Raw genomic sequence first — 19,607 nt, 5'->3', positions numbered from 1 at the left:
AGTTTCCAGCCTTTTAGTCTGTTTTCAATGTTAGAGAAAATTACATCATTCAATCTTAATTTTATCATTTCATTGTTGCCTTAGATTCTCATAGCTCTGATTAGCCTACTAGTATTGGCTTACCAGACTGACTTCCACGGTAGTAAAGGCGGAAGTTTACTGAAAGCTATTTTTTAACTAAGGGACCGTATGATTTTAAAAAAGTAGGAGAATAGCAGAAAGTATAGAGAATCAACCGTTTCCTACTTCTTTTCTTTGTGATATAATAAATATTGAAGATTGTTAATTTTACCCATTCATTTACAGAAAGGTTTTATTCATGACATTTGATGCTATTGATCAGTTGGCAGTAAACACTGTCCGCTCACTTTCGATTGAGGCTATTCAAGCTGCTAATTCAGGTCACCCAGGGCTTCCTATGGGTGCTGCTCCTATGGCTTATGTACTTTGGAATCATGTGATGAACGTGAATCCTAAGACAAGTCGCAATTGGTCTAACCGTGACCGTTTTGTATTGTCAGCGGGTCATGGCTCCGCTCTTCTTTATAGTCTGTTACACCTTTCTGGTTACAAGGTTAGCATGGATGATTTAAAAAACTTCCGTCAATGGGGTTCTAAAACCCCAGGCCACCCAGAGGTTAATCATACAGACGGCGTTGAAGCGACAACTGGTCCACTTGGACAAGGAATTGCCAACGCTGTTGGGATGGCTATGGCAGAAGCTCATTTAGCAGCTAAATTCAACAAACCAGGTTTTGATATTGTTGATCACTACACTTATGCCCTCAATGGAGATGGTTGCTTGATGGAAGGTGTCAGCCAAGAAGCCGCTAGCTTAGCGGGGCACCTCAAACTAGGTAAATTGGTCTTGCTCTATGACTCAAATGACATTTCCCTTGACGGACCAACTTCAATGGCCTTTACTGAAGATATTAAAGGCAAGTTTGAGGCTTATGGTTGGCAACATATTTTAGTTAAAGATGGTAATGATTTGGAAGCAATTGCTGCTGCTCTTGATGAAGCTAAGGCAGAGACTGAAAAACCAACCATTATCGAAGTCAAAACCATTATTGGCTTTGGTGCTGAAAAACAAGGGACATCAGCTGTTCACGGAGCACCACTTGGTCAAGAAGGGATTGACTATGCTAAGAAAACACTTGGCTATGCTTATCCAGCTTTTACTGTTCCAGAAGAAGTTGCCCGTCGTTTTGAAGTAGGAATAAAATTCCGTGGCGAAGCTGCTGAAAATGCATGGAATACTAAATTTGCAGAATACGAAAAAGCTTACCCAGAGTTGGCGGCAGAATACAAGGCTGCTTTTGCGAATGAGCCTGCACAAGTGGAGTTGGCTGCGCATGAACTTGGTACAGCTGTCGCTAGCCGCGTTTCTAGCCAACAAGCTATTCAACAAATCTCAGCTCAACTGCCAGATTTCTGGGGAGGTTCAGCTGACTTATCAGCTTCAAATAATACTATGGTGAAGGCTGAAACAGACTTCCAACCAGATAATTACGCAGGCCGTAACATCTGGTTTGGTGTCCGTGAATTTGCTATGGCTGCTGCTATGAACGGGATTGCGCTTCACGGAGGCACACGTGTTTATGGTGGAACCTTCTTTGTCTTCTCAAATTATCTGCTTCCAGCTGTTCGTATGGCTGCTCTTCAACAATTACCAACGGTTTACGTCATGACACATGATTCCGTTGCTGTTGGTGAAGATGGTCCTACTCACGAACCAATTGAACAATTGGCTAGTGTACGCTCGATGCCAAATCTCAATGTTATTCGCCCCGCTGATGGCAATGAGACCAACGCTGCTTGGCAACGCGCCTTGGCTGAAACGAATCGTCCAACCATGCTTGTTTTGACGCGCCAAAACTTACCTGTTCTTGAAGGCACAGCTCAATTGGCTAAAGATGGTGTTAATAAAGGTGCCTACATCATTTCAGAAGCTAAAGGCGACCTTGATGGTATCATCATTGCGACAGGCTCTGAGGTGAAATTAGCGCTTGACACTCAGGCAGCGCTCGAAACGCAAGGGGTGCATGTGCGCGTGGTTTCTATGCCATCACAAAATCTCTTTGACGAACAAGATGCAACTTACAAGGAAGAAATTCTTCCTACGGCTGTCACAAAACGCTTGGCTATCGAAGCTGCTTCAAGTTTTGGTTGGGGCAAGTATGTTGGATTAGCTGGCAAAACTTTGACCATTGATACATGGGGAGCATCTGCACCAGGAAACCGAATCTTTGAAGAATACGGCTTTACCGTGGAAAATGCAGTTAAACTTTATAACTCACTTTAAAATTTAATGGAGCAGTGGCCGTAAGGTTATTGCTTCTTTTTTTAATTCCTTTTTGGTATATACCATTTACAATTCTATCAAATAAGCGTATAATGAAGGTGACAATATGGAGGTGTGAGATGACACAATATATTAAAGCGGGCAAATTTTATTACCCACAGGAAACGAAAAGTGGTGGATACTTGGAGGTGACAGATGGTCATTTTGGGAAATGGCTGAGCGATCTTCCTGAGAGAGCAGAGGTACTCGATTACACAGGCTACCAAATTGCACCAGGATTAGTGGATACCCATATTCATGGCTTTGCTGGTCATGATGTCATGGACTGTGACCCAGCAGGAATCTTAGCAATGAGCCGAGAACTCTTGTCAACAGGTGTGACTTCCTTTTTGCCAACAACGTTGACATCATCGGCAGAGCGATTGACGGAGGCTTCCAAGGCTGTTGCTAAGGTGGCAGGGACTGAAGAAGGAGCGAAAATTCAAGGAATTTACTTTGAAGGTCCTTATTTTACTGAAAAGTACAAAGGAGCTCAAAATCCCTCTTATATGAAAAATCCAAGTTTGGAAGAATTTGCGAACTGGCAACATGCGGCAAATGGGTTGATTAAAAAAATTGCACTTGCTCCTGAACGAGAGGGAGTTGCGGATTTTGTATCACAGTTGACCAAACAAGGGGTAACAGTGGCACTTGGACACTCTAATGCAACCTATGAGGAAGCTAAAAGAGCAGTTCAAGCAGGGGCATCTGTCTGGGTACATGCCTATAATGGGATGCGTGGCCTTAATCACCGCGAACCTGGAATGGTAGGTGCTGTTTACAACCTCCCGAATACCTATGCTGAATTAATTTGCGATGGGCATCACGTTTCTCCCGTAGCCTGCGATATTCTCATGAAGCAGAAAAATCATAATCATGTGGCCCTGATTACCGACTGTATGGCAGCAGGGGGACAGCCAGATGGGGATTATATGCTGGGTGAGTTTCCTGTTACTGTGGAAAATGGAACCGCAAGACTAAAGGATGGCGGAAACCTAGCTGGTTCTATCCTAAAACTCAAGGATGGTCTTAAAAATGTAGTAGCTTGGGGGATTGCAAGTCCTGAAGAGGCTGTTCGAATGGCTAGTCTAATCCCAGCCATTTCAGTTGGTATTGATAATATTTGCGGCCAAATCAAAGAAGGTTACGCTGCTGACTTCATAGTTTTAGATAAAGACCTGAATTTGCTGGCAACTTATTTGAATGGTGAAAAAGTTTGGGAAGGTTAAATTGAATTTTTAGGGTTGTCAAATCTCCATTGTAGAAACAATGGGGATTTTTGACTTATTATCTGTAAAAATATTACCTTATCAAAATACCATTATCCCACTTTCCAGATGGTGGTTCGTTTTCTCAATATACCTATTTTGCCCTTAAAATATACATAAAAAAAGTTTATTTAGAATACTCTAAATGATTAGAATTTTGGTAAAATAGAAGGGTAATTATTGAGAGGAGGTGGCGCGGTGGCAAATTCCATTTTAGAGACAATGCAAGGAATTGAAAATGAAGCCAAACAAGTTTTGGCAGATTATGATGCTCAGATTCAAGACTTGCGAGTGCGGTCTGATCAGGATTTAGACGTCATCAAAGCAGATTATGATCGTGAAACTCAAGCTGAAGTGGCAGCATTAGAAGAAAAGTTAGCTCAAGAAATTGCGCAATTAAAAGAAAGTCTTGCCAAGACGATTACCCAAAATGAGAGTAGTGTCAGGTCGGTTTTGACGGATAAAAAAGATGATCTGGTTCAGCAAATTGTGGATAGGGTGGTAGAGAAGTATGGCTATTAGTCAAATGGAAAAGGTATCTCTGGTATTCCCTAAAGAAAGCTTAGACGCGGTTTTGTTGGCTTTACAGGCTTCACAGATTGTCCAAGTTCGAGAAATCAGCCAGTTGACAGATTGGCAAGATGCTTTTGCGCAGAACCAGGTTCAGTTACCTCAAATTCACTTGGAAAGCAAGAAAGGTCTCTTATCTGGAGATGAAGCATTGTCCTACCTTTCTAGGAGGCAGCAATCTTTGGAGATGACCATTGAAAAGTTAAACAGGTATTTATCCAAAGAAGGCTTACTTAAGTCTTTACGTCGACCAGATTTTACCCTATCTTTTAACGAGTTAGAGAATTTCGGTCAAGGGCATGTAGCTGAAAAATTATTGGAAACGATTAATGCTAAAATTGCTCGTGTGCAACTTTTAGAACGGCAACTGGCCGAAAGTCAAACAGAGATTGATCGTTTGTCAAAATGGCGAGACTTGGAGGTCAGTCCAAAGGAACTTGAACGTTTTGAATTTATCAAAGCAATTGTCGGCAGCGTTCCTAAGACCGCTGATGATGGGTTTTACCATGAACTTAAGGACAATCCCTATATTACCTGTCAGGATGTTTTTAACTCTGAACTTGAGTATGGGGTGATAATTTTCTATGAAGCGAAGCAGGACATTCCTCTGCAAGACTATGGTTTTGTAGCGTTTGACTATGATGAGCCTATCCTGCCAGCTACAAAGATTACGCAGCTTAAAGAAAAAAGTCAAAAGCTTGAAAGAGAGAAAGCATCTCTGATTGCGGAGCTGCAAGATTCTGGACAAGCACTACAAGATTTACAGGTGCAGACAGATTACGTTCTAGGGCTTTATTCGCGCCAAAAGGTCAAATACAATCTGGCCAGTACCAAGCACTTAATAGCCTTGGAAGGATGGGTTCAAGCAGAAGAGGTAGCTGACTTGAAGGCGGAAATTGCTCAACAATTTGGCGACAGTGTCTTTGTTCAAGAATTTGAAGTTGAGGAAGCTGACTGGGATCAAGTTCCCATTAAGTTGAAAAATCATCCTCTGATTGAACCATTTGAGTTGGTTACGGAGATGTATGCCCTACCAAAATACTATGAAAAAGACCCCACCCCGATTTTAGCGCCATTTTATTTTACCTTTTTTGGAATGATGGTGGCAGATCTGGGCTATGGCCTCTTCATGGTTATTGCAACGGCTCTAGCACTGAAATGCTTCAATCTATCAAAGGGAACGCGTCGTTTTATCAAGTTCTTTAATATTTTAGGCGTTGCGGTTTCGCTATGGGGAATCGTTTACGGCTCTTTCTTTGGCTTTACCTTGCCACTTGTTCTTATTTCAACCACAACGGATGTCATGACGATTTTGATGCTGTCGGTAGCCTTCGGTTTTGTGACGGTTATCGTTGGTCTCTTGTTAGGTGGTATGCAGCGCTTGCGCATGAAAGATTATGGTGAGGCATATAATTCAGGCTTCGCTTGGTGTCTGATCTTAATTGGTATCCTCTTGATTGCTTTGGGGACAATGATGCCAGGTATGGGAGTGCTGAGAACTATTGGAGCAGTTTTAGCCATTGCCAATGCTGTGGGGATTGTTGCTGTTTCTATTTTCCAAGCTAAAAGTTTGGTTGGCTTGGGAACAGGCTTGTACAATCTTTACAATATTAGCGGATATGTTGGTGATTTGGTCAGCTTTACTCGCTTAATGGCCCTAGGATTGTCAGGAGCAAGTATCGGATCTGCCTTTAACCTGATCGTCAATATTTTCCCACCAGTGGCTCGCTTTAGCATTGGTATTGTTATTTTCATTCTACTACATGCCATCAATATCTTCCTGTCCCTCTTGTCAGGTTATGTTCATGGCGCTCGTCTGATGTTTGTGGAATTCTTCGGTAAATTCTATGAGGGTGGCGGAAAGGCTTTCCAACCGCTCAAGTCAGCTGAAAAATACGTTAAAATTAGAAAAACTCATTTGGAGGAATAAAAATGGAATCATTAGCATCTTACTTTTCAACACATGGCGGCGCCTTCTTTGCTGCTCTTGGCATTGTTTTTGCTGTCGCTTTGAGTGGTATGGGGTCAGCTTACGGTGTTGGTAAAGCTGGTCAGGCTGCGGCTGCTCTTTTGAAAGAACAACCTGAAAAGTTTGCCTCAGCTCTTATCTTGCAACTCTTGCCAGGGACTCAAGGACTTTATGGTTTTGTTATTGGAATCTTGATTTGGTTGCAATTGTCACCAGACCTTGCGCTTGAAAAAGGAGTGGCTTACTTCTTTGTTGCCCTACCTGTTGCTATTGTTGGTTACTTCTCAGCTAAACATCAAGGAAACGTAGCGGTTGCGGGGATGCAAATTTTAGCGAAACGCCCAGAAGAATTCATGAAGGGTGCCATTTTAGCAGCCATGGTAGAAACGTATGCCATCCTTGCTTTCGTTGTCTCCTTTATCTTGACACTCCGCGTGGGATAAGCTTCTCTTTCAAAAAGAGAAAAGATACTCTGGGAAAATCAAATTTAGATGTTGTTAGCTTGATGTGATGAGTGTGATATTCTACCTTAACATCCTTACTTTTGGTTTTCGTTGAGTATAAGGTTATAAAACCTAGCTAAAGATGAAAAAGGAGGTCTCTTTGTGAGTGACGTTAGCAAACTAAAAATATCGATTATCGAACAGGCTCACCAAGAAGGACAGCTCAGGTTAGAGGCAGCTAAGACTCAATTGGAGAAAGATTTTGAAAATCGTAAGGCACAACTGTTACTTGATAAAGAAGCAGAGCGCCAAAGTCGATTAAAAGAAATTAATCAGCGTTTCCAAGTTGAAGCACAGCAAATTCGTAATCAAGAGCGACAATCAACCTTGGTGTCTAAACAAAACATTTTAAAGGAACTTTTCACAGCGGCTCAGGAGCAGATGGCCTCTTGGAGTTTAGCTAATGAACTGACCTTTCTCCAATCGGTTTTAAAAAAATATAAGGATGAAGAGATTAAGGTCATCTTTGGGCAAATTACTGCTGATAAGCTAGCCACTGAAGTCCTCAGTCAATTACGCACAGAGTTTCCAATGGTTAGTTTTGAAACGCTAGCACTTCCCGATCAAGCTGGCTTTGTTATTTCAAATGGGAAAGTGGATGACACCTACCTTTACGACACCCTCGTTGACTCTATTTACAAAGAAGAAAGTTCACACATTGCTGCTGATATTTTCAAAGAACATTAGGGAGGTGACTGATGGATTCAACACTATTCTCTCAGATTAACACCACCATTGCGGTTAAGGAAAACAGTCTTTTGACGGAAGAGTTTTTTCAAAAGCTTCTTCAAGCTGAGGACAGAGAGGTGCTAGCCTTGCTTTTGCAATCAACGCCTTACCCCCTGTCAGCAGAGGACTTGGAGGATTTAGATGCCATTGAGCAGGTCTTAATCAAGACGTTAGCGGCAGAATACCAGTGGGCTTTTGAAGAAACGCCAGACAAAGCCATTGTTTCCATGTTTTCCTTGCGCTATGTCTACCATAACATCAAGGTTTTGTTTAAGGCAAAAGCCAGCAAACAGGATTTTTCACAACTTTTGTTACCCATAGGAGAGCAGCCTTTAGAAGCACTGAGTCATTTGGTTTCAACTCTGCATTCAGAATTTTTCCCAAACTTTATGGTTGAGGAACTACGAGATATCTGGTCTGAATATGAGGATTATAGGGATATTCGCGTCCTAGAAGTAGGAACTGATTTAGCTTATTTTAAGCACTTAAAAAAAATGGCAGAGCAGTTTGACAGTTCAGTCTTTAGCCAAGCTGTTCAACTGATGATTGAGTTTTATAACGTAATTACAGTTAAGCGGGCTCTTGACCAAAAGAAACCGCAGAGTTTTATGCTTCAACTCTTATCCGAAGATGGCAACCTAGCGCCGAAAGATTACATCACCTTGGTTGAAAATCAAGAACTAACGGTCTGGTTTAATCAGGTCAATCCAGATGGTTTTAAGGTTGATCTCAAAGATTATGAAGAAAAAATGCGTCAAGGTAGTATTACGGCAGTGGACTTGGAGTATTTGTATGATGTACTGCAGTTCAATTTGCTTGAGCAGGCGCGCTTTGAGATTCAAGGTCCTCTAGTTTTGGCACGTTACTTGCTTGGTCGTGAATTGGAAGTGAAAAATCTGCGCCTGCTCTTGTCAGCTATTTGCAATGACTTGCCGTTAGAAGCTGTCAAAGAAAGGATGAGACCAGTTTATGGACAGTAAAAAATATAAAATTGGTGTCGTTGGGAATCGCGATGCTATTCTGCCTTTTCGCATGATTGGTTTTAACACTTTTCCAGTTAACAATAATCAGGATGCGATTAATACCCTAAGAAAATTAGCTAAGTCAGACTATGGCATCATCTATTTGACTGAGGATATTGCAACGCATATCCCTGAGACCATTGCTTATTACGATAGTCAGGTAACCCCTGCAGTAATCCTCATTCCAACTCATAAGGGAGCAAGTGGCTTGGGAATTAAGCGTGTGCAAGATAATGTCGAGAAAGCTGTTGGACAGAACATACTTTAGTTCTAAAAGCTGTTAGATAAGAAGGTTAGTTTTGACTTACCATAAAAGCTGAGCTCTGTTTTCAACTCTATAAACCTCAGTGTATCTTGTCGCTTATTAGTTTTTAGAGCCATAGGTTGAGAGTACAGTCTCTATTCTATTCAATTATCATTTATACAAAAGAAGCAGCCTCCTAAGAAGAGGAGAGGTGGTAAGCCACTTCTTGACTGCTAAATCTTATTTCAGGAGGAAAAATCTTGAGCCAAGGAAAAATTATTAAAGTGTCGGGGCCGTTGGTAGTGGCATCAGGCATGCAAGAGGCCAATATTCAGGATATTTGTCGTGTTGGTAACTTAGGCTTGATTGGTGAAATCATAGAGATGCGCCAAGATAAAGCCTCTATTCAGGTTTACGAAGAAACCTCAGGTATTGGTCCAGGTGAACCAGTCGTGACAACGGGAAGTCCTTTGTCTGTTGAGCTTGGACCCGGACTAATTTCAGAAATGTTTGATGGTATTCAACGTCCGCTTGATCGTTTTAAACAAACTACAAAAAGTGATTTTCTTATTCGCGGGGTAGAACTTCCCAGTCTTGATCGTGATGCTAAATGGAACTTTACGCCAACGGTTGAGGTGGGAGCTGAGGTGTCAGCTGGGGATATTCTAGGAACTGTTCAAGAAACGCTTGTCGTTGAGCACCGTATCATGGTACCAAATAAGATATCTGGGAAAGTACGGTCTATTGTAGCAGGTGACTTTACTGTGACAGATACGGTTTATGAGATTGAACAAGCTGACGGGGCCATTTACAAAGGGACTCTCATGCAAAAATGGCCTGTTCGTAAAGGCCGTCCTGTTGCCCAACGTCTGATTCCAGAAGAACCTCTTATCACAGGACAACGTGTTATTGATACCTTTTTCCCTGTGACAAAAGGGGGAGCCGCCGCTGTCCCTGGACCGTTTGGAGCAGGGAAGACCGTTGTGCAGCACCAAATTGCTAAATTTGCCAATGTGGACATCGTTATCTACGTTGGATGTGGCGAGCGTGGGAATGAGATGACTGATGTTCTAAATGAGTTTCCAGAATTGATTGATCCAAATACCGGTCAGTCAATTATGGAACGGACTGTTTTGATTGCCAATACGTCCAACATGCCCGTGGCTGCGCGGGAAGCCTCTATTTATACTGGGATTACTATTGCAGAATATTTCCGTGATATGGGCTATTCTGTAGCCATAATGGCTGACTCTACCTCACGTTGGGCAGAAGCTTTGCGGGAAATGTCAGGGCGTTTGGAAGAGATGCCAGGTGACGAAGGTTACCCAGCTTATCTTGGTTCCCGTATTGCCGAATACTACGAGCGAGCTGGTCGTGCCCGTGTGCTTGGTAGTGAAGGACGTGAAGGAACTATTACCGCTATCGGTGCTGTGTCCCCTCCAGGAGGAGATATTTCTGAGCCAGTTACTCAAAATACTTTGCGTATTGTTAAGGTTTTCTGGGGGTTGGATGCACCGCTTGCTCAACGCCGCCATTTCCCTGCTATTAACTGGCTGACATCTTATTCACTTTACAAGGATGAGATTGGTAAGTATATCGATAAGGTTCAAAATACTGGTTGGGCTACTAAGGTGACCCGTGCTATGAATATCTTACAACGTGAATCCAGTTTGGAAGAAATTGTGCGTCTGGTTGGGATTGATTCGCTGTCGGAACAAGACCGCTTGACCATGGAAGTTGCCAAACAAATCCGTGAAGATTATTTGCAGCAAAATGCCTTTGACTCTGTGGATACCTTTACTTCCTTTGGTAAACAAGAAGCTATGCTCAGCAATATTCTTAATTTTGCTGATGAGGCGGAAGAGGCACTCAGACTAGGCGCCTACTTCACTGAAATCATGGAAGGTACTAGCCAAGTCCGTGACCGCATGGCTCGCAGTAAATACATTTCAGAAGACAATCTGGACCAAATCAAGGCATTAGCAGGTCAAGTTAAAGAAGATATTCACCAAGTATTAGCAAAGGGAGGTATCTAAGATGAGTGTTCTCAAAGAATATCGAACAGTCAGCGAAGTTGTAGGCCCTCTGATGATTGTGGATCAAGTTGAAGGGATTCATTTTAATGAATTGGTGGAAATCAAACTGCATAATGGCGAAGTCCGTCAGGGGCAGGTATTAGAAGTCCACGAAGACAAAGCCATGGTACAGCTCTTTGAAGGATCTTCTGGGATTAATCTAGAAAAAGCAAAGGTTCGTTTTACAGGGCATCCGCTAGAATTGCCAGTGTCAGAAGATATGGTTGGGCGTATTTTCAATGGGATGGGAAAACCAATCGATGGTGGACCAGAACTCATTCCTGAAAAATACCTAGATATTGATGGTCAGGCTATTAACCCAGTGGCGCGTGACTATCCTGACGAATTCATTCAGACAGGAATTTCAGCGATTGACCATTTGAATACACTGGTTCGAGGGCAAAAATTGCCAGTGTTTTCAGGTTCAGGTCTGCCTCACAATGAATTAGCGGCGCAGATTGCCCGTCAGGCAACAGTCTTAAATTCGGATGAAAATTTTGCCGTTGTCTTTGCAGCGATGGGGATTACCTTTGAAGAAGCAGAATTTTTCATGAATGACCTTCGTCAAACGGGTGCCATTGATCGCTCGGTTCTCTTTATCAATTTGGCAAACGACCCTGCTATTGAACGTATTGCGACACCACGTATTGCACTGACGACAGCCGAATATCTTGCCTACGAAAAAGACATGCACGTGCTAGTTATCATGACAGATATGACCAATTATTGTGAGGCTCTTCGTGAAGTGTCAGCAGCTCGCCGTGAAGTGCCAGGCCGCCGTGGCTACCCAGGTTATCTTTACACCAACCTATCAACCCTTTACGAGCGTGCAGGTCGTTTGGTAGGGAAGAAGGGTTCTGTCACCCAAATTCCAATCTTGACCATGCCAGAAGATGACATTACCCACCCAATCCCTGATTTGACAGGCTACATCACTGAAGGTCAAATTATTCTATCCCATGAACTTTACAACTCAGGCTACCGTCCGCCAATTAATGTGCTTCCTTCACTATCACGTTTAAAAGACAAGGGTTCTGGTGAGGGCAAGACGCGTGGCGACCATGCGGCAACCATGAATCAGCTTTTCGCGGCTTATGCTCAAGGCAAACAAGCGGCTGAATTGGCTGTTGTACTGGGGGAGTCCGCCCTGTCAGAAACAGATAAATTGTATGTGAAATTCACCAAACGTTTTGAAGAAGAGTACATCAATCAAGGTTTCCAAACTAATCGCAACATTGAGGAGACGCTTAATCTGGGCTGGGAATTGCTCTCTATCCTACCGCGTACGGAACTCAAGCGTATTAAGGACGATATGCTCGATCACTATCTGCCTCAGAAACAAGCAGATGCTGAGTAGCCATGAGGAGGAGTAGCCTATGGCACGATTAAATGTCAAACCCACGCGTATGGAATTGAGCAATCTCAAAAATCGTCTCAAAACCGCAACTCGTGGTCACAAGTTGCTCAAGGATAAGCGAGATGAACTCATGCGTCGTTTTGTTGATCTTATTCGTGAAAATAATAACCTTCGTAAAGAAGTTGAAGCGGCATTGGTGAGTAATATGCAGGACTTTGTCATGGCTAAATCATTGGAAAATAATGCCATGATTGAAGAAATGTTTTTGGTTCCGACCAAGGAAGTTCAACTTTTCATCGAAACAGAAAACGTCATGAGCGTTAATGTTCCCAAGATGCATAGCCACATCGACAATCCCTATGGTGATGACAACGGGGACGTGGTGTATAGTTATCTTGCTTCCAATAGTGAGATGGATGCTACCCTCTTAGCTATGGAGGGTTTGGTGGAAAAATTACTGCGCTTGGCAGAGGTTGAAAAATCTTGTCAGCTTATGGCTGATGAAATCGAGAAAACCCGCCGTCGCGTAAACGGATTGGAATATTCTACCATTCCCCAGTTGGAAGAAACCATACACTATATTGAACTCAAATTAGAAGAAGCTGAACGTGCCAATCTGGTACGTATCATGAAAGTTAAATAGACTTTTTATCAACTAGTGGATTGATGGAAAACTAATACCTAGAGAGGGTGAAGGCATCCTCTCTTTCTTTATATCCAAAGCAATCAAAAACCGTTTTTTTTTTTTTTTTATTTTCATCTTCCTGAAGCCAAAAGTACTGTGCTTAATGAGTTTGATAAAGTTATTTGTCACTTTAAGTTTGGAATTTGATGTTGTCAGACAAAACGTTGTCTTATTTATCTTTTGAATTGATTAAAACTGTTTTAAGGAGTTGTAATACTCAATGAAAATCAAAAGTAGCCTAGGAAACGAAGCCGACGATAGAACTTGAGTTCATCAAGGCAAGTTGACAACGGATAATTTTGATTTTCGAAGAGTATAAGAGAACCTATTTTGATGATACTTGACCTTTTTCACAGATTAAAACAACTCCACAATACCTTTAGAGGAAAGATATTACAGAGTTGTTTTCTTTATCGTACAAAGTGTTGATGTTTACCTCGAAAAAGCACAAGTTTTTCTGATTAATTTCTCCTTAAAATAGATAAAATAACACGGTCCCTAAAATTAATTTTGTAAGGCAAGATCTTATTTTTCGCAGACTAAGAGCCTGTATCCACAAGCGAGGTGCTTTTATCTAAGAAATAGTTTTTCGCTAATCAAGGCAAGTTTTTTGAGGGAATACTGACTGTATTTTGAAAAAAACCAACGATGAGCAACTTAAAAACTAACCTTAGGTGGAAGTGTTGAACCGTGAATACATGGCATTAGCTTTTTACGATAGTAAGCTCTCCGTCTTTGATTTCCCAGATTTGGTCAAAGTATTTCAAAGCTTGATTTTGTCGGTGCAAGGTGATAATGACTGAACTTGGCAAAGCCAGAACCTTTTTTAATTCCGATTCAAACTGAAGAGCATCCAGTGCAGAAAAAGGCTCGTCCATAATAATTAAAGGACTTTTGCGGTTTTTCTCTCGATTGAGGTACATCCTCTGCTGTTGACCACCAGATAAGGACTGGGGAGGTGTATTTTCAAATAGAGAGTCACTAAACGTTGCATCAAAGGCTTCAAAAACTGTCACATTGTTTTTGTAACTAGAGATAAAGGTATGCTCTAGTTGTAAAATCAAGCCAAATCTCCCCCAGAGCTGTTTGGTAGCTTGACCGTCAATAAAAATTTGCCCTTGAAAATCTTCGTCCGTTCCATTTAAAATGTTAAGCAGGCTGCTCTTGCCAGAACCATTCTCACCAATAAGGGCAATCTTGTCACCCTTGCTAATACTGGCGTAAGGGATAGTTAAGGTTAAATCCCCGAGCTGTTTGGAGATATTTTCCAAAGTAATTCTGTCAAATGAAAGCAAGGGATTTTGAACTGCAGGCTGGTGCTGTACAATATCCTGAAAACTTTTAAGTACAGGTTTGACAGATTCCAACATTTGCAGGTCGTACAGGATTTCCTGAATTGGTTCTGAAAAGGCAGTGATATAACCCAAACTTGCCACCACCTCAGGAATACCAATTTGGTGGTGATAAAGCGAGTGCGCCAAATAGATAAATAGGACAATACTGATAAATTCAAAAGAAGCGCCTGTCAGAAGGAGCCCAGTGATTTTTGTCAGTCCGTAATGAAGGTATTTTTTCTGTAACTCTTTAAGGGCATTTTTTCACATGTACACTTCATGAAGTTTTAGTTATTGCCTTGAGACAACTTAAGTTTTGATTTTTAGCTTGGTTAAAGATGGTACGGCTAAAAAATGTCTTTGTTTTGTGATTTTGTTATAATTAAGAGCGCTGTTTTAAGGAGGTAAAAAAACGAAGGGATACCACCTTGAAAGATTTCTTAAAAATTTCAAGGTTATTTCAATTTTGAACGATTATACTAATACTGGTTTATGATAGGAGGGCATTTATGCGCATTTTGGTTGTTGAGGATGAGTGTGGTATTGCAGAAGCGATTCAGGCAATTTTAGAGAGCAATCATTATGAGGTAGATCTGGCTTTTGATGGTGAATCAGGGTTGGATTACATTTTAACAGGGCTTTATGATTTAATCTTGTTGGATATCATGCTACCAAAAGTAGATGGTGTAACAATTTTGAAGCGAGTGCGCCACTTGGGAATGGAAGTTCCAATTATTTTTCTGACCGCTAAGTCTCAGCTGGAGGATCGTGTCGCTGGTCTAGATTTAGGAGCTGACGATTATATGACAAAACCATTTGAAGCCGAAGAATTACTTGCACGAATTCGGGTAAGAACTCGCCAATCTTCAGTTACTAAGCTTAATCATTTTAAAATGGGGAATCTTATTTTAAATTCAGATACGCGTGAATTGACATCTGGCGATCATAGCGTCAAACTATCTAATAAAGAATTTCTGCTCATGGAAACTTTCCTTCGCAACCCCAAACAGATTATTCCCAAAAATCAACTGATTATGAAAGTGTGGGGACCTTTGGACGAATCAGACTATAATCAACTAGAAGTGTTTATTTCCTTTTTACGAAAGAAGCTCCGCTTTTTAAAGGCGAATATTGCTATCAAGACTACTAAAGGAGTCGGTTACTCTATCGAGGAGGAAGGCTAGTGCTAAATAATTTACGGCGAAAATTTGTCATTATCACAATGTCTATGCTGGCTGGAATGATCATGATATTATTTATCATAAGCAACCGCTATGATAGATACTGGGATGAATATGATACTCACCGCATCGTGCAGATGGTGGCAAATAATGGCTATCTTAATAATGGTTCTGGAGAAGCCCTTGCCCTTGTTAGGATTGATGCTGAGAGTCATATTACCATTGATGTAAACGACACAGATTTAACTAATAAGGAAGTAAAAACAATTAGCCAGTCCTTATTGAAAAAAGGGAAAAAAGGTTGGAAATGGCGGGATATCATCTATTCTTTAAAAGAAAAGAAAGATGGCTCTTGGCAACTGGTTTTCATTGATTTGGAAAGTTATTCGGTTTCTTACGGACAAGTTTTTCTGACGATTGTTTTTACGGTATTTGGTTTTCTACTTCTGACAGGTGTTAGTATCTATCTATCACGTTTTATCACTCAACCGGCTCAAGCAGCCATCAACCGAGAAAAGCAATTTGTGTCAGATGCTAGTCATGAGTTAAAAACCCCCATTGCTTCCATTCGTGCCAATGCTCAGGTTTTGCAAAATAAAATCAAGCCAAATCGTTATCTAGAACACATTCTTTCAGAAACCAAGCGGATGGAAAATTTAGTACAAGACTTACTAGGCCTCTCAAAGTTAGATGAGAAACAAGGTGACATCAATTTTAGCGATGTCAATTTATCAGAAATCTGTGAAGAACTGACCTTGAATTATGAAAGTTTAGCTTATGAAGAGGGCAAATTGATTGAGTCAGATATTGTCGAAGATATTCGAGTATTAGGTCAAGATTCCCAACTAAAGCAGCTAATCACTATCCTTCTTGACAATGCCATCAAATATTCTTTGGATCAAAGTACGATACGGATTAGTTTGACACAGGAAAAAAAGAAAGCAGTTTTACAGGTATCTAACCCTAGTCCAAGTTATTCCCAAGAAGTTATGGATTCTTTGTTTGAACGATTTTACCAAGTAGAGGGTTCTCATCATAGCTTTTCAAGCTTTGGACTTGGTTTGGCGATTGCCAAAGCCATTGTCACCAAGCACAAAGGGGAAATTACTGCTATTCAAGACCATGGGAACATGATTTTTACTGTTCATCTACCAATTAAATAAGGAGTTTACAATGAAAGATGTGGGTCAATTTATATTAAAAACCGTGTTTTACTTTTTTATATTTCTAGTTCTAATCTACTTTTTCAGTTATCTTGGTCACGGTCAGGGTAGTTTTATCTATAATGAATTCTAGAAAGGTTTGTATTCATGTTACAGGATATGATTGAAACGATTGAGCAACTAGCTCAAACTCAGGGAGATTTTCCAGTTTATAATATTTTAGGAGAGGTTCATACTTACGGAGATTTGAAAGCAGACTCGGATTCACTTGCGGCCTATATTGATTTTCTAAAGGTAGCTCCAAAATCACCAGTGCTCGTTTTTGGAGGTCAAGAATACGAGATGCTAGCGACTTTTGTGGCCTTAACAAAAGCTGGTCATGCTTATATTCCAGTGGATCAGCACTCGGCCCTGGAGCGTATTGAGTCTATTGTTGAGATAGCCGAGCCGAGCCTTATTATCGCCGTGGGGGACTTTCCGATAGATGCAAGGGAAGTTCCAATACTTGATTTGGCTCAGCTTCAAGATATTTTTGCACAAAAGGCGACCTATCAACTTAGTCACTCTGTGAAGGGAGATGATAATTATTACATCATCTTTACATCTGGAACAACTGGTAAACCTAAAGGCGTTCAAATCTCGCATGATAACTTGTTGAGTTTCACGAATTGGATGATAGAAGCAGAAGCCTTCTCAGTTCCAGAGCGTCCACAAATGTTAGCGCAGCCACCTTATTCTTTTGATTTATCGGTCATGTATTGGGCACCAACCTTGGCTAAGGGTGGGACACTATATGCCCTGCCAAAAGAATTAACCACTGATTTCAAGCAGCTTTTTAAAACTATCAATCAACTACCGATAGAAGTTTGGACCTCAACACCATCTTTTGTAGATATGGCCATGTTATCCAATGATTTTAATGCTGAAACTCTACCTCAATTGACACATTTTTATTTTGATGGAGAGGAATTGACGGTGAAAACTGCTCAGAAACTTCGCCAACGTTTTCCAAATGCCAGAATCGTCAATGCCTATGGGCCTACAGAGGCAACCGTAGCCTTATCAGCGGTAGCTATCACAGATGAGATGTTAGAAAACTGCAGACGTCTTCCAATTGGCTATACGAAGGCCGATTCACCAACTTTTATCGTTGATGAAGATGGTAATAAGTTGGCCAATGGTCAGCAAGGTGAAATTATTATTGCTGGACCAGCGGTTTCAAAAGGATACCTCAATAATCCTGAAAAAACAGCGGAAGCTTTTTTCGAGATAGATGGTCTACCTGCCTATCATACTGGTGATTTGGGTTCAATGTCAGATGAGGGGTTGCTTCTCTATGGCGGACGCATGGATTTTCAAATTAAATTTAATGGCTATCGTATTGAACTTGAGGATGTTTCTCAAAATTTAAATAAATCACACTATATCAAATCAGCTGTCGCTGTGCCACGCTATAACAAAGATCATAAGGTACAAAACCTCCTAGCCTACGTTGTACTTAAAGAAGGTGTTGCATCGCAATTTGATAGAGAAATAGACATCACCAAGGCTATCAAAGAAGAATTGAAAGACATCATGATGGACTACATGATGCCATCAAAGTTTTTGTACCGTGATAGTTTGCCATTGACGCCAAATGGAAAGATTGATATTAAGGGGCTTATGAATGAGGTGAATTCACGATGATTGATTTTCTCCATCATCTGCCTCACTTAGAGGCTTATGGTAATCCTCAATATTTTGTCTACTTGATAATAGCGGTTTTACCTATTTTTATAGGTCTCTTTTTCAAAAAACGTTTTCCAGTTTATGAAGCTCTAGTTAGTCTCGCTTTTATTGTTCTCATGCTGACGGGTAAACACCTTAATCAATTGGTTTCGCTTCTAGCTTACGTGGTCTGGCAGATTGTTCTGGTTTACAGTTATAAGTTTTATCGCAAGGCGCGTGATAATAAGTGGGTCTTTTATTTCTGGGTCTTTTTAGCAATCTTACCGCTGGCTGTTGTGAAAATCAATCCACTTATGGAAGCCAACACTCATGCTTCACTGTTTGGTTTCTTAGGGATTTCTTATCTGACATTTCGTTCAGTTGGTATGATTATGGAAATGCGTGATGGTACGCTAACAGATTTTACTCTCTGGCAATTTTTACGGTTCTTACTTTTTATGCCGACATTTTCTAGTGGTCCCATTGATCGTTTTAAACGATTTAATGACGACTATGAGAAAATACCTGAGCGAGATGATTTATTAGACATGTTAGAACAAGCCGTTCGTTACATGATGCTAGGCTTTCTGTATAAGTTTATTTTGGCCTACATTTTAGGGCAAGTACTTATGCCGCCTCTTAGAGAAATTGCTTTGCAGCTAGGTGGTATTTTCAATTTACCAACCTTAGGCATCATGTATGTTTATGGTTTGGATCTTTTCTTTGATTTTGCAGGTTACAGCATGTTTGCGCTGGCTATTTCAAATTTGATGGGAATTAGAAGTCCTGCTAACTTCAATCAACCGTTTAAATCTCGTGATTTGAAAGAATTTTGGAATCGTTGGCATATGAGTCTATCGTTTTGGTTCCGAGACTTTGTTTTCATGCGTTTGGTGAAGGTTTTGGTAAAACATAAGGTCTTTAAAAACCGTAATGTCACTTCCAGTGTTGCCTATATTGTTAATATGTTGATAATGGGATTTTGGCATGGCGTGACATGGTATTACATTGCCTACGGTCTCTTCCACGGTATTGGCTTAGTCATCAATGACTGGTGGTTACGTAAGAAGAAAAAAATCAATAAAGAACGCAAAAACAAAGGACAAGCGCCACTGCCAGACAATAGATGGACCAAAGCCTTGGGGATTTTTATCACGTTTAACGTGGTCATGTTGTCCTTCTTGCTCTTTTCAGGCTTTTTAGATCAATTATGGGTTCCAAAACCGATGAAACCTTAGTGTGTTTACAGAGTTTTTGTTTAGGTGACTAACATTCTTTAAAAGCTGAAACGACACATGTTAACGTAATATGGGCTAAACGCTACATCAAAAAGATAGGGAGTCTAGAGTTTTTAGGTCTCTTCGTACATCTCCTATCATGACTTTGTGTTTCTGAAGCCCTTTTGTATCTTAATAACTGAACATGGGCTAAAAGCGTCGTGAAAAAGGGATTATCG

General features: G+C 40.9%; 16 protein-coding genes and 2 pseudogenes. 16 read left to right on the top strand and 2 right to left on the bottom strand.

What is annotated here, in order from left to right:
• Positions 1–319: 319 nt before the first annotated feature.
• The 11 genes from tkt (at position 320) to ABZ559_RS10705 (ending at position 12,724) form a co-directional block, all read left to right on the top strand.
• Complete coding sequence (tkt, locus tag ABZ559_RS10755) at positions 320–2,305, top strand: transketolase (RefSeq protein ID WP_367006363.1); 1,986 nt, start codon at positions 320–322, stop codon at positions 2,303–2,305.
• Between the two features lie 119 nt (positions 2,306–2,424).
• On the top strand, positions 2,425–3,573 hold the full coding sequence (nagA, locus tag ABZ559_RS10750; protein WP_367006362.1) for an N-acetylglucosamine-6-phosphate deacetylase: 1,149 nt from the start codon (positions 2,425–2,427) through the stop codon (positions 3,571–3,573).
• 237 nt (positions 3,574–3,810) lie between these two features.
• The gene (locus ABZ559_RS10745; protein WP_367006360.1) at positions 3,811–4,134 is read left to right on the top strand and encodes a hypothetical protein; all 324 of its coding nucleotides are present in this window, start codon (positions 3,811–3,813) and stop codon (positions 4,132–4,134) included.
• Positions 4,124–6,112, top strand: a complete 1,989-nt coding sequence (locus tag ABZ559_RS10740; RefSeq protein ID WP_367006358.1) for a V-type ATP synthase subunit I — start codon at positions 4,124–4,126, stop codon at positions 6,110–6,112. Before ABZ559_RS10745 ends, ABZ559_RS10740 begins: the two co-directional genes overlap by 11 nt.
• Before the next feature lie 2 nt (positions 6,113–6,114).
• Positions 6,115–6,594 (top strand): V-type ATP synthase subunit K, encoded by a 480-nt coding sequence (locus ABZ559_RS10735; protein ID WP_018375190.1) that lies wholly within the window; start codon positions 6,115–6,117, stop codon positions 6,592–6,594.
• A 162-nt stretch (positions 6,595–6,756) separates the two neighbouring features.
• Positions 6,757–7,341: a hypothetical protein gene (locus tag ABZ559_RS10730; RefSeq protein WP_018375191.1), complete on the top strand. Its 585-nt coding sequence runs from the start codon at positions 6,757–6,759 to the stop codon at positions 7,339–7,341.
• A gap of 11 nt (positions 7,342–7,352) precedes the next feature.
• On the top strand, positions 7,353–8,363 hold the full coding sequence (locus tag ABZ559_RS10725; protein WP_321056298.1) for a V-type ATPase subunit: 1,011 nt from the start codon (positions 7,353–7,355) through the stop codon (positions 8,361–8,363).
• On the top strand, positions 8,353–8,673 hold the full coding sequence (locus tag ABZ559_RS10720) for a V-type ATP synthase subunit F (RefSeq protein ID WP_018375193.1): 321 nt from the start codon (positions 8,353–8,355) through the stop codon (positions 8,671–8,673). The genes ABZ559_RS10725 and ABZ559_RS10720 overlap by 11 nt, the downstream gene beginning before the upstream one ends.
• Before the next feature lie 236 nt (positions 8,674–8,909).
• Entirely contained in the window at positions 8,910–10,685 is a 1,776-nt protein-coding gene (locus ABZ559_RS10715) for a V-type ATP synthase subunit A (protein ID WP_277291017.1), read from the top strand.
• A 1-nt stretch (position 10,686) separates the two neighbouring features.
• Positions 10,687–12,081, top strand: coding sequence for a V-type ATP synthase subunit B (locus tag ABZ559_RS10710; RefSeq protein WP_367006356.1), 1,395 nt, complete (start codon positions 10,687–10,689; stop codon positions 12,079–12,081).
• A 19-nt stretch (positions 12,082–12,100) separates the two neighbouring features.
• Entirely contained in the window at positions 12,101–12,724 is a 624-nt protein-coding gene (locus ABZ559_RS10705; protein WP_277291019.1) for a V-type ATP synthase subunit D, read from the top strand.
• A gap of 31 nt (positions 12,725–12,755) precedes the next feature.
• Here ABZ559_RS10705 and ABZ559_RS10700 read toward each other — a convergent pair.
• Positions 12,756–12,913 (bottom strand): annotated as a pseudogene (locus tag ABZ559_RS10700) (ISL3 family transposase); the annotation flags it as partial.
• 557 nt (positions 12,914–13,470) lie between these two features.
• Positions 13,471–14,364 (bottom strand): annotated as a pseudogene (locus tag ABZ559_RS10695) (ATP-binding cassette domain-containing protein); the annotation flags it as partial.
• A 245-nt stretch (positions 14,365–14,609) separates the two neighbouring features.
• Here ABZ559_RS10695 and ABZ559_RS10690 point away from each other — a divergent pair.
• From ABZ559_RS10690 to dltB, 5 genes are read left to right on the top strand one after another with little or no spacing between them, the layout of a single operon-like run.
• A complete protein-coding gene (locus ABZ559_RS10690; RefSeq protein WP_367006354.1) occupies positions 14,610–15,284 on the top strand; it encodes a response regulator transcription factor in 675 nt (224 codons plus the stop codon).
• Positions 15,284–16,444, top strand: a complete 1,161-nt coding sequence (locus ABZ559_RS10685) for a HAMP domain-containing sensor histidine kinase (RefSeq protein ID WP_018375199.1) — start codon at positions 15,284–15,286, stop codon at positions 16,442–16,444. Before ABZ559_RS10690 ends, ABZ559_RS10685 begins: the two co-directional genes overlap by 1 nt.
• Positions 16,445–16,454: 10 nt before the next feature.
• Positions 16,455–16,577, top strand: a complete 123-nt coding sequence (locus ABZ559_RS10680; RefSeq protein WP_018375200.1) for a teichoic acid D-Ala incorporation-associated protein DltX — start codon at positions 16,455–16,457, stop codon at positions 16,575–16,577.
• Positions 16,578–16,591: 14 nt separating this feature from the next.
• The gene (gene dltA, locus ABZ559_RS10675) at positions 16,592–18,130 is read left to right on the top strand and encodes a D-alanine--poly(phosphoribitol) ligase subunit DltA (protein ID WP_317334376.1); all 1,539 of its coding nucleotides are present in this window, start codon (positions 16,592–16,594) and stop codon (positions 18,128–18,130) included.
• Positions 18,127–19,389, top strand: a complete 1,263-nt coding sequence (dltB, locus tag ABZ559_RS10670) for a D-alanyl-lipoteichoic acid biosynthesis protein DltB (protein WP_367006352.1) — start codon at positions 18,127–18,129, stop codon at positions 19,387–19,389. Before dltA ends, dltB begins: the two co-directional genes overlap by 4 nt.
• The last annotated feature ends 218 nt before the right edge of the window (positions 19,390–19,607 follow it).

Origin of the sequence: Streptococcus sp. ZY19097 (genome assembly GCF_040731245.1) — a bacterium.
Classification (GTDB): domain Bacteria; phylum Bacillota; class Bacilli; order Lactobacillales; family Streptococcaceae; genus Streptococcus; species Streptococcus orisratti.
Note: the sequence above shows the minus strand (reverse complement) of the source record. Positions and strands in the feature narration are given on the sequence as shown.